The sequence below is a fragment of the Pontibacter rufus genome (assembly GCF_015694705.1).
Taxonomy (GTDB): Bacteria; Bacteroidota; Bacteroidia; order Cytophagales; family Hymenobacteraceae; genus Pontibacter; species Pontibacter rufus.
In genome coordinates this window covers 17581-40930 of the sequence record NZ_JADQDR010000008.1, presented here as the reverse complement: position 1 = coordinate 40930, position 23350 = coordinate 17581, and the positions used below count along the sequence as shown (strand labels likewise).

The window sequence follows — 23350 nt, the reverse complement described above, 5'->3', positions numbered from 1 at the left end:
CCCTACTTATGAATAAATACATTTGTGTACACGGGCACTTTTACCAGCCACCCCGCGAAAATCCCTGGCTGAATGAGGTGGAACTGCAGGAATCTGCTCTGCCCTATCACGACTGGAACGCGCGTATTACCGAGGAGTGCTATGCCCGTAACTCCGCCTCCCGCATCCTCAACGGCAATGATAACATTGTCGACATCATGAACAACTATGCCTGGATGAGCTTCAACTTCGGCCCTACCCTGCTGGAGTGGATGCAGAAGAAAGTGCCCGATACTTACCAGGCCATACTGGATGCGGATAAAGAAAGTATGACGCGTTTTTCGGGGCATGGCTCGGCGCTGGCCCAGGTATACAACCACATCATTATGCCGCTGGCCAACGAGCGCGACAAGCAGACGCAGGTTATCTGGGGCATTTATGATTTCTGGAAACGTTTTGGCCGTCTGCCCGAGGGTATGTGGCTGGCCGAAACGGCTGCCGATACGCCTACGCTGGAAGTACTGGCTGAACATGGTATTAAGTTCACGATTCTCTCGCCATACCAGGCCAGGCGCTTCCGCAAAAAAGGCGAAACAGCCTGGCAGAATGCCGAAGGAGCCAACATCGATCCGCGCCGGCCATACTTGTGTAAATTGCCATCCGGCAGGGAAATCGCATTGTTCTTTTATGATGCACCCGTTTCGCAGGGCATTGCGTTCGAGGGATTGCTGAACAGCGGCGAAAGGCTGGCCAATCGCCTGACATCCACTTTTGACGAGAAAAGCGAAGAACCACAACTGATGCACATCGCTACCGACGGCGAAACATACGGCCATCACCACCGCTTCGGCGAAATGGCACTTTCTTATGCCCTGCACCACATCGAAGCGGAACAACTGGCCAGAATTACCATTTATGCGGAGTACCTGGCATTATTTCCGCCCCAGTATGAAGCGCAGATTATAGAAGCCACCTCCTGGAGCTGTGTGCATGGCGTAGAGCGCTGGCGCAGCAACTGTGGCTGTAACACCGGCGGAAATACCAGCTGGAACCAGGAATGGCGTGGCCCGTTGCGCAATGCGTTAGACTGGCTCCGGGATGAACTGTCGCCGTTGTATGTGCAGGAAATGCAGAAACTTACCAATCATGATCCCTGGGCCATCCGCAACGAATATATCCAGGTGATCATGGATCGTTCCGAAAAAAATGTGGAGAAGTTTATCCGGAATCATACTTCCGGGGAATTGACGGAAGATGAAAAAGTACGTTTCCTGGAGTTGCTGGAGATGCAGTACCACACCCTGCTGATGTATACCAGCTGCGGCTGGTTCTTTGATGAGGTAACCGGCATCGAAACAATGCAGGACGTCTTTTATGCTGCCCGCGCACTGCAGCTGGCGCAGGCATTCAGCCGGCAGGATCTGGAAACGAAATTTGTGGAGCTGCTCACACTGGCCAAAAGCAACGCGAAAACACCTGAAGATGCAGGCGCTGCTTACATAGCTACCGTGCAGCCGGCCATCATCGACCTGCTGCGCGTGGGAGCGCATTACGCCATCTCCTCCATGTTTTCTGCCCATCCCAAAAGCTTCGACCTGTACAGCTACCGGGCCACTACCAGGCACTACAACATGCTGGCAATCGGCCGCCAGAAGCTTGCTGTGGGCCAGGCCATCATCAGATCTAAGATTACGGGACAGGAAATCTTTATCACTTTCGGCGTGCTGCACCTCGGCGATCACCAGTTGTTTGGCGGCGTGCGGGAGTATATGAGCGAAGATGCCTTTCAGCAGTTGCAGGCCGATCTGACAAAAGCCTTTGAAAGAGGAAATTCCAGCGAGGCCATCATGCTGCTCGACAAGCATTTTGAGTCGCACAGCTATTCGTTCTGGCACCTCTTTAAAGATGATCAGCAGAAGATCCTCGACGAGGTGCTGGCGCAAACCATGCAGAACATCGAAAACGGTTTTCAGCAGGTATACGACAACAACTACCCGCTGATGATGGCCATGAAAACCCTGAACATGCAGTTGCCCCAGCCCCTGCAGCAAACGGTAGAGTTTATCGTAGACACCAAGCTGCAGCGTGTTTTCAGCGCCGCCGTGCCTGATCTGGCCGAACTAAGCCGGCTGCGTGCAGAGGCCGAGCGCATGAAACTAAAGCTCAACACCGAAAAGCTGAACTTTGCCGCAACCCAGCAACTGGACCACCTGATGAAGCGCCTGCGCAGCCGTACCAACAACCTCAAACTGATGCAGCTGCTCGTCGACCTGATTACGCAACTGGAAGATGCACAACTGGAACCGGATTACTGGCTGGCGCAAAATATTGCCTTTCAGATGAAGCAAAACGAGTATGAGCTCATCAAACAGCAAAAAGAACTTGGTGATGCCGCCGCCGCCGAGTGGTGCAGCAAGTTTGACGATCTTTACAATATCCTCAACCTGAAAGTATAATCATGCCAGGTATGCAGTTAAAACAAACCATGTGCTTTGAGATGCTGCCCTGAAGTAGGAAATGCTGCTGTTCAGATGGATAATTGCGTAAGAAGTCTTATGTCTAATATTTTGATACTTGTGTCTTTCACTTATGACTTATATACCATCCTCTACTTACCGCCTGCAGGTATCGCATAGCTTTACTTTTGAGCAGGTGAAAGCCATTATACCTTACCTGCAAGAACTGGGCATCAGTACGGTTTATTCGGCGCCCTTCTTTAGTTCGCGCCCCGGCAGCGAACACGGCTACGATGTAACAGCTCCTTATCAGATAAACCCCGAAATCGGTACCAAAGAAGAACTGCGGAAAATTGCCGCAGAGCTGAAGCAGCGCGGCATGGGCTGGCTGCAGGACATCGTACCCAATCACATGGCCTTCCACCCCGATAATGTATGGCTGATGGATGTGCTGGAAAAGGGGCCGCAGTCGCATTTCTATACTTTCTTCGACATCGACTTCCACCACCCTGATTTTAAAGGGCAGGTGATGGTGCCTTTTCTGGGTGAACCGCTGGAACAGGTGCTGGGAAAAAAAGACCTGCAGCTGAAATTCGATGAACAGGGATTTACCCTCAATTATTTCGATAACGCCTACCCGGTGAGTGTAACCGGTTACCGGTATTTGCTGGAGCAGGCACAGCAGCTGTCCGGTACGCCGGGTGTGGCAGAGCTAATGCCTGTCCTGCTGAAGGAACTATACTTGTTTGAGCAGGAAGAAAGTATAAATCCGGCAGCCTGGCGCAACTATAAAACCAAGCTGTACCGCGTAGCTGCAGATCAGGGGCTGCTGGACCAGGCTTTGCAAATGGTGGTAAAGCATCAGAATGAAGAGATAGAAGCGTTGCAGGAGCTGTTGGCAAAGCAGCACTACATACTTTGCTTTTGGCAGGAAACAGAGCGTACCATCAACTACCGCCGCTTCTTTACGGTAAACGACCTGATATGCCTGAGCATGGAGCACGCACAAGTGTTCACGCAGTACCACCAGTTTATTAAACAGCTCTGCGACGAAGGGCTGGTGCAGGGCCTGCGCGTGGACCACGTAGACGGCCTCTTCGACCCGACCACCTACCTGAAGCGGCTGAGGCAACTGGCAGGCCCGCAGGCATACATTGTGGTGGAGAAAATTCTGGAAGGAGAAGAGCACATGCCCGAGCGGTGGCCGATACAGGGCAATAGCGGTTATGACTTTCTGGCGCAGGTCAGCAACTTTTATACTTCCGCAGCCGGCCGCAGAAAGCTGACTGACATTTACCGCCACCTGGTGCCCAACGCGCCGCTCAACTATGAGCAGCTGGTATACGATAAAAAAATCTTTATCCTGAAAAACTACATGCAGGGAGAGCTGCAGAACCTGCTGCGCCTCTTGCAGGAGCGTGAGCTGATTCCGCAGGAGCCGCAGCAGGAATGGCGCAGGGCACTGGCCGCGCTGCTGGCTGCCTTTCCGGTATACTGTATTTATGGCAACCGCCTGCCCCTGGCCGACAACGAAATGCAGGTAGTAGACGCAGCTTTTACAGAAGCACATAAACAGGCACCCGATGTAGCAGAACAATTACAGCACCTGCACCGCCTCTTTACCTTGGAGCCTGACGATACCGAAACGCGCCGGAATAATAAGCTATACTTCGTGATGCGGAGCCAGCAGTTTACGGGCCCTCTGGCAGCAAAAGGCGTAGAGGACACTACTTTCTACAACTACAACCGCCTGATATCGCTGAACGAGGTTGGCAACAGCCCGGACATTTTTCACCTGGAGCCATCTGAATTTCACGCCTACATGCAGTACAGGCAACGCGCCTATCCACATTCCATCAACGCCACCGCCACCCACGATACCAAGCGCGGAGAGGGCGCCCGTGTGCGCCTGAATGTGCTGACGGAGCTGGCTGAGGAGTGGGAAACGCAGGTACAGCACTGGTTTACCCTGTCGCGCAGGTATACCCAGAAGCCAACAGCCAACGATTTATACTTCATGTTCCAGACCATGCTGGGTGCCCTGCCGATGGAAGAATACCAGGCCGACGACACACTGGTAAACCGCCTGCAGGAGTACCTGACCAAGGCGCTGCGTGAAGCGAAAGTAAAAACAGACTGGGCCGAGCCAAACGAACCCTACGAAGAGGCGGTAAATGATTTGGTGCAGAAACTGCTACAGGAGGATGATCAGTTCTGGCACTCATTTTACCCTTTCTACCAGAAAATTGCCCATTATGGCTGGCTCTACTCCCTTTGCCAGGTACTGCTGAAAGTTACCTGCCCCGGTGTGCCGGATGTATACCAGGGTTGCGAACTATGGGATTTCAGTTTAGTAGATCCGGATAACCGCCGCCCTGTAGACTATGAGCAACGGCAGCAATACCTGCAGGAAATAAAGCAGCAGGACACCGGGGACATCGCCCAGCTGCACCGGCAACTGTTGCAGCAGCCCGGCAACGGCAAGGTGAAACTTTACCTGCTCTACAAAGCGCTGCATGTGCGCCGCGAGCAGCAAAGTCTCTTCGATGCAGGTGAATACATTCCGGTAACAATAACGGGCACACATAGCAGGCATGTTTTCGCTTTCGCCCGCAGAAATAAAAACCAGTGGTGCCTGGTCGTAGTGCCGCGCCTGCTGGTGCAGCTTATCTCTGAAAAGGAGCTGCCGATCGGCGAACAAGTCTGGCAGGACACAGCCCTTATCTTACCGCCTGATGCGCCGCAGCAATGGCAGCATGCAATCGGCAACACCTCCCTGCAGGCTGACGGCACTTTGTCTATGGGGGCCATACTTCAATCTTTTCCGATGGCACTTTTAACAGCAACAACAGCATGATAATACCCAAACGCAGTGCAGGACTTTTGCTGCACATCACCTCGCTCCCGTCGCGCTTCGGTATCGGCGATTTAGGGCCGGCTGCCTATGAATTTGCAGATTTGCTGCAACAGGCAGGGCAGCGCTTCTGGCAGATTCTGCCACTCAACCCAACCGAAGTCCATTCGGGTAATTCGCCGTACAGCAGCCACTCGGCTTTTGCCGGTAACCCAATGCTCATCAGCCCGGAGTTGCTGGTAGAAGACAAGCTGCTGCAGAAACAGGATTTGGACAACGCCCCGGCATTTAACGATGATAAGGTTGACTTTGCGCAGGTAATCAGCTTTAAGAAAGAAATTCTTCAGAAGGCTTTTGAAAACTATAAAGCATCCGACGAAAAGGAGCTGGAGAAGGCCTACAGCGCTTTTCAGAAAGAACACCGGATGTGGCTGAAAGATTTTGTTCTCTTCGTTGCTTTTAAAAAGCATTTTGAGAGCAAAAGCTGGGTTGAATGGCCGGAAGAAATAAAACAGCGGGAGGAACAGGCCATGCAGGATCTGGCGAAAGAACTGGCCGCGGATGTGGAAAAGGAAGAGTTTCTGCAGTTCCTCTTTTACCGCCAGTGGGAGCAGCTGAAGGCTTACTGCCAGGAAAGAAATATCGCCTTCTTCGGTGACATGCCTTTTTACGTGAGCCACGACAGCGCCGATGTATGGTCTAACCCTGCCTACTTTAAGCTGGACAAAGACGGCCAGCCGACAGGCTTGTCGGGTGTGCCGCCGGACTTTTTCAGTGAAACCGGCCAACTGTGGGGCACGCCTGTGTTCGACTGGAAAGAACTGGCCAAACACAATTACAATTGGTGGGTTCGCCGCATCGATCACAACCTGCGCCTGTTCGGGCTGCTGCGCCTCGATCACTTCCGCGCCTTCTCGGCTTACTGGGAAGTACCGGCCGGCGAGGAAACCGCCATGAACGGCAAATGGAAGCAATCGCCCGGCAGCGACATCCTGCGCCTGGTACAGCAGGATCATCCGGAAATGGCCATCATTGCCGAAGACCTGGGTGAGATAGATCAGCCCGTGCGCGACCTGATGCAGGAATTTAATTTGCCCGGCATGCTGGTGCTGCTGTTTGCCTTCGAAAGTAACGAGAAGGCTTTTGAAAGTTCCTTCCAGCCCCACAACCATACCCGCAACAGCATTGTGTATACCGGCACCCACGACAACAGCACCGTTCGAGCCTGGTTCGATAGTGCTGCCGCAGCCGATAAACGCCTGCTCAGCGATTATACTTTCCACGATCTAACAAAAGAAAACGTACACGAAATAATGATGCGGCTGGCGCTTGCTTCGGTAGCGCAGCTGGCGGTTATTCCTGTGCAGGACGTGCTGGGTTTGGGCGCAGAAGCCACCATGAACAAGCCTTCCACGGGCAACGGCAACTGGGAATGGCGTCTGCGCTCCGGTCAGTTTGGCAGGAAAGAGGCAAAGCACCTCCACGAACTCACTAAGCTCTATGGCCGCGCATAAACAAGCAAATTGAGTCGCGTATTAATCAGGAAGAGGAAGTATAGCAGCTGCTATACTTCCTCTTTTTGTTACTTGTGATGCAGAACAGCCCTGTATAGTATTTTAAACATCCCATTCTATATATAAATCAACAAAATACCGTATGTTTAGGTTGGTTGTAGTAAATAGAAGCTAACAGATGAACAGTTATAAAGCCATGCTCCTGTATGCTGTACTATTAGTCTCATGTAATAGGAGTAATGAACAACATAGCGTTGCGCAGAACACTAAAGAAAATATTGAACCAAGCTTTTCACTAAATGGTGACGAGTTACATCTATTAGTAAATGGACTCCTACTCAGTGATTCTATTGATGTTGACCCCGATCTTGTAGTCTTGCGGACAGATGATGTAAGAAAGTTACAAAATAGAAGAATTACAGCCTCTGGGGATACTATCATAGATGATACTACATTTTCTCCTCCATGGGAGTTTCGGTACAACATGTGCCTTTTCGAGAGCTTGGCTAAGCAGGGGTATCTGGATTCTGCTGAAGCTGTTTACATGTTTGAGCAGATAACTCCAAATTTGACAGTTACACTTGACTCTGCAAAACTTGCAAGAAGAGGAATTGGATTTGAAAGATTAAACTCATTTTTTACAGATAAGAGCATAGCCAGTAATTACAAAAGGTTAACTAATGGTTACAAAAAATTAGAAGAAGAAACAGGTGCTAAGAATTATATCATTCTATCAACTCCCGTGCTTAATAAGAACAAAACAAAGGCTCTTATTTCGGTGAATGGTTACTGTGGTAAGCTCTGTGGTGGAGGAACTCTTTACCTGCTGGAAAAGGTAAATGGCAAGTGGCAAGTCATCTACATGAAGCACACGTTTATCAGTTAAATAACTCAAACTTAGATAAGCTCATCACAAAAAGCGAAAATCATAGAGAATAATTAAGCTACCGGCTTGTGCTATTCCGCTGATTAGCGGAATAGCACTAACCAATAAACTTTATCAGACTGAATAAATGAACATCCCGCACGAAGACAAAACCTTTGAAAATGTGACGTATGCAGATAAGTCCGTGAAAAACCGGGAATTCGAAAACTGCACTTTCAATACATGTGATTTTACAAACAGCGACTTTTCCTCTACCCGGTTTGCTGACTGCTATTTTATTAACTGCAACCTGAGCATGATGAAATTAAACGGTGCAAGCCTGAAAAATGCAGACTTCAAAGGCTGCAAAATGCTGGGTGTTGATTTCAGCGGCTGCAATGATTTCCTGTTCAGCGTCAGGTTTGAAAATTGCATTTTGGATTACGCCTCCTTTGCAAATAAGAAGATGGAGAAAACGGTTTTTCTCCATACCTCTCTGAAAGAGGTAGATTTTACAAAAGCTGTTTTAAACAAGTCTACGTTTGATGACACGGACTTAAGCGGCACTATTTTCTTTGAAACACAGCTCAAAGAAGCCGACTTCCTCACCGCTTACCACTATAGCATCGACCCTGAATTGAACAGAATCGGGAAAGCAAAATTTTCATTAACCGGCTGCGCGGGGCTTTTGCACAAGTATAACATCATCATTATGTAAGATTTCTTTCCCGGCTGCCGAACTTTCCGGAAAATAAATTATAAAAACACCTCTAACCCCTCCTCGAAAAAAGCAGGGGAATTTGACTTGCTATTTCTGCCAAAGTTTTTCCGGCAAGTTAAGGCCCTGCTCCTGCCTGACCGGTGCTTTGTGATAGTTTTCCGGCCAAATACATAAAATAAGCGATTAAAAAATTAAATTAGCATTTCATACCATTAAACATTTGTTTATACTTATATTTTGCAAGCTACACCTGCTGTGGCTGCACACGCCGTTTTAGCTTTTATCAACACAAAGAAAACATGCTGATCAATAAGGTTTCGGACCAGATTAAGAGAAGTAAATACATCAGCCGCGACCTGAGCTGGCTGCGATTTAATTACCGGGTGCTCGACCAGGCCCGCGAAACAGACAAAAACCTGTTCGACCGGCTCAAGTTTCTGGCTATTACTTCTTCTAACCTGGACGAATTTTTTATGATCCGGGTAGGCAGCCTGTACAATTACATCGACTATGGCAAAGAGCGCCTGGATTACTCGGGACTGCGTGAGCTGCCATTCCGCAAAAAGCTGCTCGATTACGCCCACCGCTTCGTAAACGACCAGTACCTGACCTATAACAACGAACTGAAGCCACTTTTCGGGCAGAGCGGTTTTGATATACTTAAAGTAGACGAGCTGACAGAAATAGAGCAGAAGAAAGTGGATTCTTTTTTTAAGAATACGCTTTTCCCGCTGCTCACGCCCATGGTATACGACAATTACCACGGTTTTCCGCTGCTCATGAACCAGCTGCTGACTTTTGGCGTGGTAACCCGCACCACCGAAGATCAGAAGGCGCAGGACAGGATTACGTTTGTGCAGATACCGCAGAACCTGGCCCGCTTCTACGAGATACACCGCAAGGAAAAAATCATTTTTGTACCCATTGAGGAGATTATCCGCTTTAAAATAAAGAAGCTGTTCCGCAACGTGGATATAGTATCAGTTAACCTGTTCCGCATTACGCGCAACGGCGACTTTACTTTGGAAGAATCTGACGATCTGGAAGCGGACTTTGTGCAGGAAATCAAAGCCAAACTTAAAAACCGTAAAAAAGGGCGCGTGGTGCGGCTGGAAATGGAGCGCGACCCATCGCCGTTTTTGCTAAAAGTACTTAAAGACCGCTGGATTATTGACAGTGGTAATGTGTTCACCATCAACAGCCTGGTAGATTTGCGCAGCCTGTGGCAGATCATCAACCACCCGCACTTCAGAGACAAAGGTTTTAAACAGCCGGCTTCGGTGCCGCCCCTTAGCCTGCCAAGCGATGGCGTAGACATGTTTGAGTACCTGAAAGAGCACGATGTGCTGCTGCACCATCCTTACAACAGCATGGAGCCTGTGGTGAGCCTGCTGGAACGTGCTGCCGAAGATCCTTCTGTGCTGGGTATCAAACAAACTATTTACCGCCTGGCAGACCAGTCGCGGGTAACGGCGGCCCTGCTGAAAGCAGCCGAAAACGGGAAACACGTATCGGTGCTGTTTGAGGTGAAAGCCCGCTTCGACGAGGAGCGGAACATTAAGGAAGGCGAACGCCTGGAGAAAGCAGACTGCTTCGTCATTTACGGCATCAGCAAGTATAAAACACATACTAAAATGCTGATGATCATCCGCAAGGAGGGCGAAAAAGTAACACGTTATGTGCACATCGGCAGCGGCAACTATAACGAGCAAACCGCCCGCCTTTATACTGACGTAAGCCTGCTGACGACGAACGAGGTTTATGCCCACGATGTATCTGAGTTTTTTAACGTTATCACCGGGCACTCCAGGCCCAGCCAGTACAAGTACCTGATGACCTCGCCCAAAGGCATGCGCCACGATTTGATTGAGCTGATACGGCACGAGGCGCGCAATGCCAAAAAGGGACTGAAAAGCGGCATTGTTATCAAAATAAACTCGCTGGAGGACAAAGAGATTATAGACGAGTTTTACAAAGCTTCCAAAGCGGGCGTAACCATCAAGCTGATTGTTCGCGGCATCTGCTGCCTGCGGCCTGGCCGCGAAGATCTCAGCGAGAACATCACCGTGAAATCCATAGTGGGCGAATACCTGGAGCACGCGCGCCTGTATTACTTCCACAACAACGGCGACCCTAAAGTATTTGGCGGCAGCGCCGACTGCATGGTGCGCAGCTTCGACAGGCGCATTGAAGCGCTGTTCCTGATAGTTAACGAAGAACTGAAGCGGGAGGCCATTAACATTTTATACTACAACCTGCTGGATAACCAGAACTCTTACATTATGCGTGAAGACGGCGCTTACGTAAAAAAGCGTCCGGGCGCCAACGAAGAGGTTATTGACATCCACAAGCTGTTTTACAACAAAGCCTACAGCGAAGTGCCAAACATGGAGCTGGTATGATTTAGTTTGGCCTATAGCTGAACTGCCGGTGAGCACAGGAATATGAAACCTAATCGGTTTTGAAGTATAACATGTTGCTAATCAAAATACTATTGCATACATTAGGGCAGCATACGTATGTACCGGCGCTGATCTGACATGGCCGCTACAGGTACTTTTATCCTGATGTATCCAGGTTTCAGAACAGGGAGCAGCAACGCAATATTACAGGTATATCCAAACAAAATACTTTATGACAACTAGACGTGATTTTCTGAGAAGCTCCGGCTGCCTGGCGCTCAGCGCGCTCCTTCTGCCGCTATCTTCTGAAGCTGCTAAAAATACTGCCAAAGTAAAGGACGTAGGTATACAGCTCTATACCGTGCGCAACGAAATGCTGAAGGATGCTGTGGGCACCCTAAAGCAGCTTGCTGCCATCGGCTACAAAGAGCTGGAGTCGGCCCGAAGCGAAAAAGGCTTATACTATGGCTTGCAGCCAAAAGAAATTAAAAAGGTAACCGAAGACCTGGGCATGACGCTGCGAAGCGGACACGTTGCCGTAGACAAAGATTGGGAGCGCACAGTAGCCGCTGCCGCTGAAACGGGGCAGGATTACCTGATTTGCTCTTCGCTGCCTTCCAGGGGCCAGACGGTGGGCAACTACAAACGCAACGCTGATATATTTTCTAAAGCTGCTGAAGACTGCAAAAAGGCCAACATTATATTTGGCTATCACAACCACGAAGAGGAGTTTGAGCAAGACAACGGGCAGGTATTATACGATGTGCTGCTCGCCGAAACTGATCCTGACCAGGTAAAAATGGAAATGGATTTGGGATGGCTGGTATTATCAGGCCATGATCCGATGGTATACTTTAACAAATACCCCGGCAGGTTCCCGCTGTGGCACCTGAAGGACATGGATAAAAGCAAAATGCAAAGTACAGAGTTCGGCAAAGGGGCCATTGATATTAAACAATTGCTGCAGAATGCCGACAAATCTAAAATGAAGTACTTCTTTGTAGAGCAGGAAGAATACGCCGGTGAACCTATGGCCAGTGTGAAGCACAACTATAACTATCTCCAGAAACTAAGCCTCTGATTATTCTTTGCCATCCCGGAAGTATGCTGGGAGGCTATGTGCCTTTGCCACTTGCCTACAACATACTTCCCGGGTAGCGAAGCAAGTACAATAAATTTTGCTTATCAATTCCCCCTACTCCGGCGGCTACCATGACTATTTCCCGGTTTTTATCCAGGTGCTGACGTTTAGCAGTACGAAGCGCCAGCGGAGTATTGCTAATGGGGTTCGTTAGCGCATGTTTTTATTTTTACTTTATTAGATTGGCCGCCAATGTAGTTAACGGAAGTTTGATACAATATGCTGTTCCACACAAATATGAAGCTTTGTGGTATATTGAAATTTGTCTGCATCTATAGTTTCGTCTTATGATTCTCGTCAAGTACTGCTCTATTTAAGAAGAAGTTAAGAAGCGCAAATACCCCAACTCCTATCAGCCCAGCAACTGCAAACCTTCCTAAAAAGGAAAGAAATAGCTCTTCAATTAACTTCTGTTCGTCTTCTCGTGAACCTAAAAAGAACCCAAAGCTCAAAAAGCCTAAAACAGCTGCCTAAAAATTATAAAAATCCAGTTGAGGGCAATGACGAAGTTTTGCAACATTTATAATTTCTTATTGGCCCAACGGTTTGGCTAAAGCACGTCTTGGTGTGTTTTAGTTTATCTTGGCGGATGTGCTTTTTATTCTAAGTCCAACACAATTCTGATATTCTCCTTGATTTTACTTTTAATTTCTTCATCCAACTGCCCTATTCTGTGCATAAGCCGGGAGTTGTCAATTGCTCTGATTTGGTCAATTATTATGTCGCAATCTTCTTTAACGTTAGCCGTTCCTTTTGTCAGATGAACCCGTAATATATTTGATTCGGGCTGTACGTTCGTGGTTATGGGGCAAACTACAGTAGAAGGATGAGATTTATTTAAAAGGTCAGTTTGGATAATAACCACAGGTCTAACTTTTCCTTTTTCCGTTCCAATTCTAGGATGTAAGTCCGCAATCCATAGTTCAAATTGCTTAACCTTCATCCTCCAAGGCTTCAAATTCTGCTAATACAGACAGAGATTCCCCCGCAACGAGTTTTGACTCCTTATCAAGTTGCCTGGCAAGGAGTCTTCTCCTTTGAAGCTTGTTATAGAATTCTAAAGCTTCATTTATATATCTGTTTCTGTTCTTATGTACTTTAGACAGAATACTCTCTGTCTCCTGAAAAATATTGTCTTCTAGTTTTAATGATAAATTCTTCATGCTTATCAGCTTTATACATAAGTATACTCTTTTAGTATATACTACAAGTTTCTCTGTTTGTTTCTCTGCATACCGCCCAACGGGTTTGGCTTTGCAGTGGCGTAGCCTACTGTTAAGGTTGGGTTAGTGGCTTTGGTTCTTTCTTCTTCCAAAAATTCTAAACAACAGGAAGGAACTGCATCCGAAAAAGGTGACATAAGCGCCATAGTTCTTTGTGCCACCTGAAGAGAAGAAGAGACTATAAACCATTAGTAAAGTAACTCCAATAACTACAAGACCTATTATTTTGCCGAAAGGGGTATCGTAAATCAGCTTCTTCTCCAAAATTTGATTCAGGTTTACTATGTTATGCTCCTCAACAGCTTTCTTTAAGTCACTATATAGTTTCAGTAACTCTTCTTGTGAACTTGTTCGTGTGCCAATAGATAGCTTTTCGTTGGAATGAGTGGCAATCTTTAAGTAAACAAATTCGGGGCTATCATCTTTTAACTTGAAGTTCTTGATGTCCGATATTTTTATGCTTCTTTTTTCCGTTCTTATTTCTTCTGTTGTCAATTCTACAACTCTGGTTCCTTCAGTATAGAACAGCATAAAGTAAAAACCTAAACAAGCTCCAATGATAATAGGTACATCTGCTACATCCTTCTCCATTTGAAGCACTTTACTCATATATAATGTCAATGATGCTGATGGTAATAAGCATACAAAGAATAAGAGCAAAGCCTTAAGTGGTAAAACATGTTTTATGTAGTATGTTTTCATTATTTCCTATTACCGCCAACTACCTGCTTAACGCGAACATACGTTTATCTGCACTATGAATGTAGGTGTTTGGCCTTTTCAGCAAACAATTCAGCGCATATAGATCGTGCAGGATTTTCCGAATATCTACTTTGCGCCTTACCATGCTCCGCATTTCCAAATAGCCATACTTCCCAAACCATAGCCTTCACAGAAAGTCTTTCCTAAACAAGAAAGGCGAACCTCTCAGCCCGCCTTTCTTGTTTTAAATCAGCTATAATTTACACAAGTATAATTTATACGTAGTTGTTCAGCATCACCGGCATTACCAGCATCAGCACGCTTTCGCTGTCTTCGTTAGCCATAGGCGTCAGCAGGCCGGCGCGGTTCGGCGTTGAAAGCTCAAAAGTAATTTCGTCTGAGTCGAGGTTGTTCAGCATCTCTGTCAGGAACCTGGCGTTGAAACCGATTTCCATATCCTCACCTTCGTACTGGCAGGTCAAGCGCTCGCTGGCTTCATTGGAGAAGTCTAAATCTTCGGCCGACACCTGCAGCTCCGAGCCATTCAGCTTCAGGCGAATCTGGTGGGTTGTTTTGTTGGAGTAGATAGAAATACGGCGTACAGAGCTCAGCAAATCCAGGCGATCGATCACCAGTTTGTTCGGGTTCTGCACCGGAATCACGTTTTCATAATCCGGGTAGCGCTCGTCTATCAGGCGGCAAACCATGCGGATGTTATCGAAACTGAAGAACGCGTTAGACTGGTTGAACTCCATCCGGACAGCAGTGGCCTCGGACGGCAGCGTAGACTTAAGCAACGTGAATGCCTTGCGTGGTATAATCAGCGATACTTCCTGGTCGGTAGAAATGTCGGTGCGGCGGTAGCGCAGCAGGCGGTGCCCGTCGGTAGCCACAAACGTAACATTATCCGGGCGCAGCTGCACAAAAATACCTGTCATCGCCGGACGAAGTTCGTCAGAGCTCACTGCAAAAATAGTTTTGTTGATGGCACGCGCCAGTATATTTGACGGTACTTCAATGGCTTTGCCGCCTTTTACCACCGGCACGCGCGGGAAATCCGTCGCATTCTCGCCCGACAGCTTGTAGCGGCCATTGGCAGAGCTGATCTCGATGGTATACGTCTCTTCGTCTATCGTAAAGGTAACCGGCTGATCAGGCAGGTTTTTCAGCGTTTCGAGCAGGATACGGGCAGGAGCGGCAATGCGGCCGTCCTCGTGCGCCTCCACCGGCAGCTCCGTGATCATGGATGTCTCCAGGTCGCTGGCTGTGATGGTGAGCGTGCTGTTGCTTATTTCGAACAAAAAGTTCTCCAGAATGGGCACCACCGGATTGTTGGTAACCACCCCGTTTATGCTGGATAGCTGCTTCAGAAGAGCAGAAGAAGAGACGATAAATTTCATAGTTCTACCTATAACGTTACATGGACAAAGTTATAACTATTTCGCATTTATGCTACTCCTTTGGCAAGTCCTTTTTCGAATTTTGCCCACTTTAATGAGCACTAACCTCAGAACCGCTCATACCTGCGCTTGCGCAGGTAAAAACGCAGCACGCCGAACAGCAGCAGCAACACAATAGGAGCCACCAGGTTAAGGAGCTGCCAGTACGTTTTCTGCTCCTGCACGCGCACCTTGTCCAGTGGCCGCAACGCGATTTCCTTACTTCTTACGTTTACCAGGCCTTCGGCGTCCAGCAGGTAATGGATGGTGTTCATGGCCAGTTCCTTGTTGGCAAAGGTGATGTTGTTGAAGCGGTCGAAGCCCAGTTCGTATGCCTGCCCGGTGCGCGGGTTTACCTCGTTGCGCACCAAATCGCCATCCGGGAAAACGGCAATTTTCGTTTCGGCGCCCTGCTCCCGCACCTTTGTATCCTGCACGCCCTGCGGCGCCCTGCGGTTTTTGAACAATGACGTAAATTTACCTTCCAGCAGGTAGCCTACCGGCAGCGGCCCCGCCTGAAACAGCTCGGGCTTCACCTCCATCCGTGCTTCCTCCAGCGTTATGGGCACCGGCGCCTGCAGTACACGCGAGTACCTGGAAGTATAAACCAGCGGCGTTTTCCGGATGCCATCGGCTTTCACGGTATCTACAGAACCAATGAAGCGGGCATAAACCGCGTCCAGGTTTCGCGTAATGGGGTGCTTGCTGAAGTTATTGAGCAGCGGGAAAAAGTGCCAGTTTACCATCTCCGTCTGCGGCTTGTCGCCCATGTAGCCGGTTACGATGGGTATAAAGCCTGAGTTCAAATCCATGATGATCGTGGGGTTGAGGCGCACGCCGTAGCGGAACAGCAAATCATCCAGGTTCAGGTTGTAGGGCAGCGCAAACATGCCGCCGGCTCCCACGCTGTCCATGTCGGCATGCAGGGCATCCACAAAAAATACGGCCTTGCCCCCGTTCATGATAAACTGATCTATCTTATACTTGTCAGCTTCGGTAAATGGCTTGGTGGGCTTGGCAATGATGATCAAATCCAGCCCTTTAAGCGACGGAATCTGGGACAGCTCGCCGCGTGCCACCCGGTAATACTGCTGCAGCGAGTTAACAAGCGCTGTTACCTGCGGCATCTCCAGTTCGCCCTGCCCCATCAGGTAGCCAATGGTTTTATCGCTCCGGAAGGCCACCTTGCGGATAGCCGAAGCCAGTTCATACTCTATCCCTTCCACCGACTGGTTCAGGCGCTCGTCCGGCGAGGCGGCCAGATTTCCTTTCAGCAGGTTTACGGCCGTTTCCTTGCCTTTATACTTCACAATAGCACCCGGAAACACGAGGCGTTCTACCTGCTTGCCTTCTTCGGTGGCGTGCAGGTTGGTTGGGATGACGCCTTTCTTTGCCAAAGTCTTGTAAAATTCCGTGCGCTGCTTTTCGTCTGAAATAGCAGTTGGATCTATAAAGTTATAGCGCAGGTTGCCGTCAGCATAAACCTGGAATTCGTCCAGTGTTTCCTGTACCGACTGTTGCAGCCGCTTAAATCCTGCCGGAAAATCGCCTTCCAGGTATACGTCCACCACCACTTCATCTTGTAAATTGCCCAGCATTTGTTTGGTAACCGGGGCGATGGTATAGCGGTTGTCCTCGGTTAAATCGAGGCGGAAGAAGAAGCTGGACGCCAGCACGTTCAGCAGCACAATGGCAGCCACCCAACCTATAAACCGCCCGATGTCGCGGCTCCGTTTGCGCTTTTTATTGATATCTGGCTCTGTTACCATTTTCGGCTCCTCAACACAAGTTTAGTAGCTAAAATAAGTATGGCGATAACGCTCAGGAAGTATAACACGTCCCTCGAATCCACCAGGCCTTTGCTGATGGCGCTGTAATGATACGCAATCCCCAGCTGGCTGATGAAGTAGCCGTATGTTCCCCATACCGGTATGGAAGCAATGGACTCGAAGCCGGTATAAATAATGAAACATAAAAACAGCGCCAGCACGAAGGAAATAATCTGGTTGTCGGAGACAGAGGAAGCAAACACGCCAATGGCGGTAAATACAGCAGCCAGGAACATCAGTCCGATGTAAGAACCTGCCACCGCCGCTGAATCTACGTTGCCGGGCGGATTGCCCAACGTATAAATCGAGTAATAATAGAGCAGCGTGGGCAGCAGCGCAAACAGCACCAGCAGCAGCGCCGCAAAATATTTGCCCAGTATCAGTTGCAGATCAGTGATGGGTTTGGTGAGCAGCAGCTCGATGGTTCCCTCGCGTTTTTCCTCAGCAAAGGTGCGCATGGTAATAGCCGGAATCAGGAACAGGAACATCCAGGGGGCAATGTTGAAGAGCGTCTGCATGTCGGCAAAACCGTACTCCAGCACGCTGCTCTCCGGAAACACCCACATAAACATGCCGGTAGCCACCAGAAACACCGTCAGCACAATGTAGGCAATCAGCGAGTTCAGGAAACCGTTAAATTCTTTTTTTAGGATGGATAACACGTTTTTTAATTACGAATTACGAATTACGAGTTATGAATTACGAATAAAGGGTAATGCAGATACGCCTTCTCCAAATTCATACTTATACTCTGGTTGGTTTAATTTTAAAGCATTCGGCTTTATGCAAATTTAAAACTGCTGCGCTTATGTGTTCTGGTATTATTTATCAAACGAAGTAACAGGAGCAGAATCATGCAAATCCGGCGCAAAATATTTGTTCCGGTAATATTTCCGCTTCTTTTTGAGTTTGCTGAGCAACAGCTGGTTCTGCACAAAAATACCCACGAGCGCCACTGCCCCAACGGTCACTACTGCTTTTAGGTATGCGTCTTTGTTTTTCATCATCGTATAGCTTAAACCTCGCGGTGTTCGCAGCTACCGCGGGTGTTTGGTTACCGGTTCAGACACCCGCGGGAGCTGCGCGCACCGCGAGGGCTTTGAGCGGTTTCGGTTTAGCAGAAGCAAGTATACGTTTGCTGAAGTATAAATCCTGCAGCTGCCCTTTCTCTGCTCCGACAGCAAGGTTGCCCGGCCTGCCCCGGGGCATCAGGCAGTATCCATCATTACTTCGTCAGCTCCTGGAAAACCTTTTCGAGCGAATTTTCCTCCTGCCGCAGCCCTACCAGCGGCCAGTTGCGCTCGGCCGCAATGCGGAACACGCTGGCGCGGATGTCGGCGTCGCGGCGGGACGTAACACGATACGTATAACCCTGCGCGATACTTACCTGCAGCACGCCCGGTATACTTTGCAGGGCCTCCGCCTCCACCGGTTGCTCAAATTCCACCAACGTTGTTTTCTCGTCCCGGTCACCGGCCTGCAGGCTGGCCACATCGCTGTTGGCGACCAGTTTGCCGCGGTTAATAATCACGACACGGTCACAGATAGCGGCTACTTCCTGCATGATGTGCGTTGAGAAAATCACGGTTTTATCCTGTCCGATACGCTTGATAAGCGCACGGATTTCCACAATCTGGTTCGGGTCAAGGCCTGTGGTCGGTTCATCGAGTATCAGCACGGGTGGGTCGTGCACCAGCGCCTGCGCCAGCCCCACCCGCTGGCGGTACCCTTTGGAGAGGGCTCCAATCTTTTTGCCCTGTTCCAGCGTCAGGCCACACAGGTCCACCATTTCCTGCACCCGTTCTCTGGCGGCTTTTCCTTTTAAGCCATACACCGATGCCGTAAATTGCAAATACTCATGCACGTACATATCTAAGTAAAGCGGGTTGTGCTCGGGCAGATAACCTACGGCGCGCCGCACCGCCAGGGGCTCCTGTACCACATCGTGGCCGTTTACCAGTATGGTGCCTGCGCTGGGCGGCAGGTAGCAGGTGGCAATCTTCATGGTCGTGGACTTCCCGGCACCGTTGGGACCCAGGAAACCCAGTATCTGCCCCTGCTCCACTGCAAACGAAATATCATCCACCGCACGCTGGGTCCCGAACATTTTTGTAAGATTCTTTACCTCGACAGACAATTTATTTCTATGTTATAGGTTTGGCAGGCTTTATTTATCAGAATTTATCAAACCCCGTAGTATTACAACCTACCGGGTTTGATACTGCAAGCTACAAAAGCTGCGCCATACTTATACTTATTTCTGCCGCTTCCCTTCCGGCACCAGCGGGCGCGCTTTATAGCTATGTAGATAGCTACGTAGTAATAATCCGGGTGCGACTGCGGTGCATCAAGTATGGCAGAGGCGATATCTTCAAATCGCCATAAAACACCTCCCTTGCACACCTCCGGATTTTCAAATCAATTTATACCTTCTCCACTGCCTCAAAAAACTTCTCCAGCTTGTACGGGTCCAGGAGCCCGCTGGTGCGCACACCACTGCAAACATCTACCCCAAACGGCTGCACCACTTCTATCGCTTCCCGCACATTGGCTGCATTTAATCCACCGGCCAGGAAAAGCGGTTTGCTTATACTTTCCCTGATCTTCCGGCTGATCACCCAGTCGTGTATGCGGCCGGTGCCGCCCAGTTCTTTCACCTTCAGATGCGGGTTGCCAGAGTCCAGCAGTATGGCATCTGCTTGTCCGGCTGCATGCTGCGCTTCTTCTATACTTTCCTCACCCAGCACATGTACTACCTGCACCAGCTTTATACCCGGCAGCGCCTCGCGCAGTTGCCCGTATACTTCCGGTTCCAGCGCATCCACCAGCTGAATTGTGGTGGTGTGCACCAGCGCGTGATGCCTGGCAATGCTATAAGCATCAGTATGGCGGGTGAGCAGAAACGATGCAATGGCCGGCGGTATGATTTGCGTGATTTCCTGTATAAGCTTGTCGCTGATAATGCCCGGCCCGCTCGGCATATCGCCCACCAGGCCCAGCGCCGACGCACCTGATTTTATGGCTGTTTGGGCTTCCTCTGTGCTGCTGATGCAGCAGATCTTTACTTTTGGTATCATCAATCTGTTTATAACCGGTATAAGAGCCCCAGCCGCAGCACCCGGGCGTATACTTCGGAGTTGGCTCCCTCGTAACCGCTGGTATAGTTGGTAAGGCCATGAGCGTAGCTGAACGCAAGGCCCAGGTGCTTGCGGTAAGCAGCAATACCCAGGCGGGGCCGGAAATCTATAGCCGGTTTATGCCGCTCCAGCGATGTGGTAACATCATTTCCATAGGCATCTGTGGCCTGGCCGTGTTCGGTGCTTTTCAGGCAAAAACCGATGTCCGTACCCAGCGTCAGATCCATTTCTATGGTACGCAGGTATAAGCGCCTGCCCAGGTAAGGCTGCAGGTTAAGGAAGTTGCTCTGCAGTGTAGCGTGTCCTTCTGCCCTGCTATCAGACCTGAAGCTGTAAATGCCGCCGATATTTATACGGCTGCGGAGCTGCTCCACGGCTACTTGTGCTCCCAGCAGCAGGCGCCGATCTGTTACAAGTTGCAGTTGTGCCCCGGCACCATAGTTTAAACCAAACCCGCGGCCATAGGGATTGATGGTATAACTGTTGCTGCCGGCCACATCGCTTACAAGTATAAAGGATGAACTGGCGGCCGAAGCGCCTCCGAACTTAGATACGCCTGTATGCAGTTGCGCCGTAATCTCCAGCTTTTGTCCCTGCGCCAGCGTGGCCCAGCCACAGATAACTACCAGTAAGTATAACTTCTTCATCACAGTTTTATTTTAAGCTGAAAAGGCTGTGTCAGATATCGCCCAGCTGCGGCCTTATCAATATTTCTTCCACCACGCTGTTTACCGACATGGTATACGCACCCCAGATAGCCATCGCCACGTCTTCGGCTTTCATAAAACGTTCCGGCGGCAGATCCACGCCCTCCCAGCTGGCCGTGAGCGTAGCGCCCGGCAGTATGGCCGTTACACGTACGTTATGCTCCTTAAGCTCCTCGCGCAGCACTTTGGTCATGCCATACAGCGCGTACTTGGATATGCCATAAGAGCCGCCGTTGACGTATGGCGTGATGCTGGCCGTGGAACACAGGTTGAAAATGTGGCCTGCGCGCCGCTGTATCATGCCGGGCACAAAGGCCTTGGTCAGATAGTAAGCGCTGTAGAGGTTGGTATTGATCATATACGGCAGCGTCTCGTCGTCTTCCTCCGTAATTTTGCCGGGTATAAACAGGCCGCTGTTGTTTACCAGCACATCCAGTTGCACGCCCAGCCCTTTTACATACTTCTCAAACGCCTGCAGCGAGGCTCTGTCGCTTAAATCGGCTTCCTGGTAATATAATTTAGAAAAAGTATACTTCTGTTCTATTTCCAGCTTCAACTTTTGCAAGTCCTTCTCGTTTCTGGAACAGGTAATAATATGAAAGCCTTCTCTGGCAAACTGATCGATTACCGCCCTGCCGATGCCTTTGGTACCTCCGGTTACCAGTATGTATCCCTGCATAAATATGTGCGTTTATATGTTTTACAATTTTACACGTAATATAGGTATTAAAGCGTATTTTTGTTTTAACCGCTTGATTTAACCCCCACGACTCCCCTGTATGCTGCAACACTTCGGAAAGTTTGTACTTTTTATAACCAGTCTTTTTTCCCGTGGAGAATCGCCCCGGATTCTGTTTAACAGAACAATAGACGAAGCCATCCTAATCGGCATCAATTCTATTTTTATCGTGGCAATTGTGGCCACTTTTATCGGGGCGGTAACCTGCGTGCAGATTGCTTATAACCTTAACAATGCCTTCATACCTCGCTCTACCATCGGTTTTATGGTACGCGAGATGACGATTCTGGAGCTGGCTCCTACCATTACCTCTATTGTGCTGGCCGGTAAGGTAGGCTCCAGCATTGCCGGCGGCCTGGGCACCATGCAGATAACGGAACAAGTGGATGCGCTGGAAGTAATGGGCATTAACTCGGCTTCTTACCTGGTGCTGCCTAAAATTGTGGCCGCGCTGCTGGTGTTCCCGATGCTGGTTATACTGTCTATGTTTCTCTCCATTGCAGGCGGTTATGTGGCCGGCACCCTGTCCGGGGAACTTACGGCACAGGAATATATTACAGGTATACGGGATGAGTTTATCTCCTACAACGTTGTTTTTGCGCTTATCAAGTCCTTTGTATTTGCTTTTCTGATTTCCTCTATCTCCTCGTACAGGGGCTATTTTACTTCGGGTGGTGCTTTAGAGGTGGGCGCGGCCAGTACAACGGCAGTTACCAACAGCATCATTGCCATATTGATAGCGGACTTCGTTTTAGCACAGGTGTTGCTGTAAAGCTCAATTATTATGATAGAAATTCACAATATACATAAATCTTTTGCGGGCAAAAAGGTGCTGGATGGTGTTAGCGGTATCTTTGAGACGGGCAAAACCAACCTGCTGTTAGGTGCCAGCGGCACAGGTAAAAGCGTGCTACTCAAGTGCATTGTGGGCCTGGTAAAACCTGATTTGGGCAGCGTTACCTTCGATGGCACTTACTTCACCAACAACAAGCTCGACATCCGGCAGGAAATCAGGCGCAAAATAGGTATGCTCTTCCAGGGTTCAGCCCTCTTCGACTCAATGAACGTGGAGGAGAACATTGATTTCCCGCTGAAAATGCTCACAGATATGAGCCGCAGCGAGCGCCTGGATCGCGTAAACTTCTGTCTGCAGCGCGTAGGCCTGGAGAACGCCAACCGTAAAATGCCGTCAGAGCTAAGTGGCGGTATGAAGAAACGTGTTGGTATTGCCCGTGCTATTGCGCCGCACTGTACGTACCTTTTCTGCGACGAACCAAACTCAGGCCTCGATCCACAAACGTCTATCAAAATAGATGAGCTGATAAAGGAGATTACAGAAGAGTATAACATCACCACCATTATTGTAACGCACGACATGAACTCGGTGATAGAAATCGGCGACAAGATTATGTTCCTGTACCAGGGCAAAAAACTCTGGGAAGGAACCAATAACGAAATTATGGATTCTGACGTGCGCGAGCTGAATGAGTTTATTTTTGCCAACCGCCTGATGCGCAATGCCAAGCAGGTAGAGGACGAAGAGCGCGAAGAACAGCAGCAGGAACAGGAAAAGCAGAAGCAGCTTTAATTTATACTTGCCGCAGAAATTATACTTGCCGCAGAAATGAAGCGCTGACCTGGA

20 protein-coding genes are annotated in these 23350 nt (G+C 49.2%); 9 read left to right on the top strand and 11 right to left on the bottom strand.

Annotation, left to right across the window (positions count from 1 at the left end):
• Positions 1–8: 8 nt before the first annotated feature.
• The 7 genes from I2I11_RS14075 (at position 9) to I2I11_RS14045 (ending at position 11872) form a co-directional block, all read left to right on the top strand.
• Entirely contained in the window at positions 9–2435 is a 2427-nt protein-coding gene (locus tag I2I11_RS14075; RefSeq protein WP_196268370.1) for a DUF3536 domain-containing protein, read from the top strand.
• A 133-nt stretch (positions 2436–2568) separates the two neighbouring features.
• Positions 2569–5292 carry a malto-oligosyltrehalose synthase gene (gene treY, locus I2I11_RS14070; RefSeq protein ID WP_196268369.1) on the top strand — a complete coding sequence of 908 codons (2724 nt, stop codon included), beginning with the start codon at positions 2569–2571 and terminating at the stop codon, positions 5290–5292.
• Positions 5289–6803 carry a 4-alpha-glucanotransferase gene (malQ, locus tag I2I11_RS14065; protein ID WP_196268368.1) on the top strand — a complete coding sequence of 505 codons (1515 nt, stop codon included), beginning with the start codon at positions 5289–5291 and terminating at the stop codon, positions 6801–6803. The genes treY and malQ overlap by 4 nt, the downstream gene beginning before the upstream one ends.
• 178 nt (positions 6804–6981) lie before the next feature.
• Positions 6982–7689 carry a hypothetical protein gene (locus I2I11_RS14060; protein WP_196268367.1) on the top strand — a complete coding sequence of 236 codons (708 nt, stop codon included), beginning with the start codon at positions 6982–6984 and terminating at the stop codon, positions 7687–7689.
• Between the two features lie 127 nt (positions 7690–7816).
• On the top strand, positions 7817–8386 hold the full coding sequence (locus tag I2I11_RS14055; RefSeq protein ID WP_196268366.1) for a pentapeptide repeat-containing protein: 570 nt from the start codon (positions 7817–7819) through the stop codon (positions 8384–8386).
• Positions 8387–8688: 302 nt separating this feature from the next.
• Positions 8689–10791, top strand: a complete 2103-nt coding sequence (ppk1, locus tag I2I11_RS14050) for a polyphosphate kinase 1 (protein ID WP_196268365.1) — start codon at positions 8689–8691, stop codon at positions 10789–10791.
• Between the two features lie 232 nt (positions 10792–11023).
• Positions 11024–11872: a sugar phosphate isomerase/epimerase family protein gene (locus I2I11_RS14045; protein WP_196268364.1), complete on the top strand. Its 849-nt coding sequence runs from the start codon at positions 11024–11026 to the stop codon at positions 11870–11872.
• A 658-nt stretch (positions 11873–12530) separates the two neighbouring features.
• Here I2I11_RS14045 and I2I11_RS14040 read toward each other — a convergent pair.
• The 11 genes from I2I11_RS14040 to I2I11_RS13990 all read right to left on the bottom strand — a co-directional run bounded on the left by I2I11_RS14040 (position 12531) and on the right by I2I11_RS13990 (position 21648).
• Complete coding sequence (locus tag I2I11_RS14040) at positions 12531–12875, bottom strand: type II toxin-antitoxin system PemK/MazF family toxin (RefSeq protein WP_196268363.1); 345 nt, start codon at positions 12873–12875, stop codon at positions 12531–12533.
• Positions 12865–13095, bottom strand: a complete 231-nt coding sequence (locus I2I11_RS14035) for a hypothetical protein (protein WP_196268362.1) — start codon at positions 13093–13095, stop codon at positions 12865–12867. Before I2I11_RS14035 ends, I2I11_RS14040 begins: the two co-directional genes overlap by 11 nt.
• Positions 13096–13218: 123 nt before the next feature.
• Positions 13219–13857, bottom strand: a complete 639-nt coding sequence (locus I2I11_RS14030) for a hypothetical protein (RefSeq protein WP_196268361.1) — start codon at positions 13855–13857, stop codon at positions 13219–13221.
• 275 nt (positions 13858–14132) lie between these two features.
• Positions 14133–15257, bottom strand: coding sequence for a DNA polymerase III subunit beta (dnaN, locus tag I2I11_RS14025; RefSeq protein ID WP_196268360.1), 1125 nt, complete (start codon positions 15255–15257; stop codon positions 14133–14135).
• A gap of 107 nt (positions 15258–15364) precedes the next feature.
• A complete protein-coding gene (gldG, locus tag I2I11_RS14020; RefSeq protein ID WP_196268359.1) occupies positions 15365–17065 on the bottom strand; it encodes a gliding motility-associated ABC transporter substrate-binding protein GldG in 1701 nt (566 codons plus the stop codon).
• Positions 17059–17787 (bottom strand): gliding motility-associated ABC transporter permease subunit GldF, encoded by a 729-nt coding sequence (gene gldF, locus I2I11_RS14015; protein ID WP_196268358.1) that lies wholly within the window; start codon positions 17785–17787, stop codon positions 17059–17061. Before gldF ends, gldG begins: the two co-directional genes overlap by 7 nt.
• Positions 17788–17946: 159 nt before the next feature.
• Positions 17947–18132, bottom strand: a complete 186-nt coding sequence (locus tag I2I11_RS14010) for a hypothetical protein (RefSeq protein ID WP_196268357.1) — start codon at positions 18130–18132, stop codon at positions 17947–17949.
• A 218-nt stretch (positions 18133–18350) separates the two neighbouring features.
• Complete coding sequence (gene gldA, locus I2I11_RS14005; RefSeq protein WP_196268356.1) at positions 18351–19262, bottom strand: gliding motility-associated ABC transporter ATP-binding subunit GldA; 912 nt, start codon at positions 19260–19262, stop codon at positions 18351–18353.
• A 286-nt stretch (positions 19263–19548) separates the two neighbouring features.
• Positions 19549–20202 (bottom strand): phosphoribosylanthranilate isomerase, encoded by a 654-nt coding sequence (locus tag I2I11_RS14000; protein WP_196268355.1) that lies wholly within the window; start codon positions 20200–20202, stop codon positions 19549–19551.
• Positions 20203–20210: 8 nt separating this feature from the next.
• Positions 20211–20909 carry a porin family protein gene (locus I2I11_RS13995; protein WP_196268354.1) on the bottom strand — a complete coding sequence of 233 codons (699 nt, stop codon included), beginning with the start codon at positions 20907–20909 and terminating at the stop codon, positions 20211–20213.
• A 31-nt stretch (positions 20910–20940) separates the two neighbouring features.
• Positions 20941–21648, bottom strand: a complete 708-nt coding sequence (locus tag I2I11_RS13990; RefSeq protein ID WP_196268353.1) for an SDR family oxidoreductase — start codon at positions 21646–21648, stop codon at positions 20941–20943.
• 100 nt (positions 21649–21748) lie between these two features.
• On the opposite strand from I2I11_RS13990, the gene I2I11_RS13985 reads away from it, so the two are divergent.
• A complete protein-coding gene (locus I2I11_RS13985; protein ID WP_196268352.1) occupies positions 21749–22480 on the top strand; it encodes an MlaE family ABC transporter permease in 732 nt (243 codons plus the stop codon).
• Positions 22481–22492: 12 nt separating this feature from the next.
• Positions 22493–23296: an ABC transporter ATP-binding protein gene (locus I2I11_RS13980; protein ID WP_196268351.1), complete on the top strand. Its 804-nt coding sequence runs from the start codon at positions 22493–22495 to the stop codon at positions 23294–23296.
• The last annotated feature ends 54 nt before the right edge of the window (positions 23297–23350 follow it).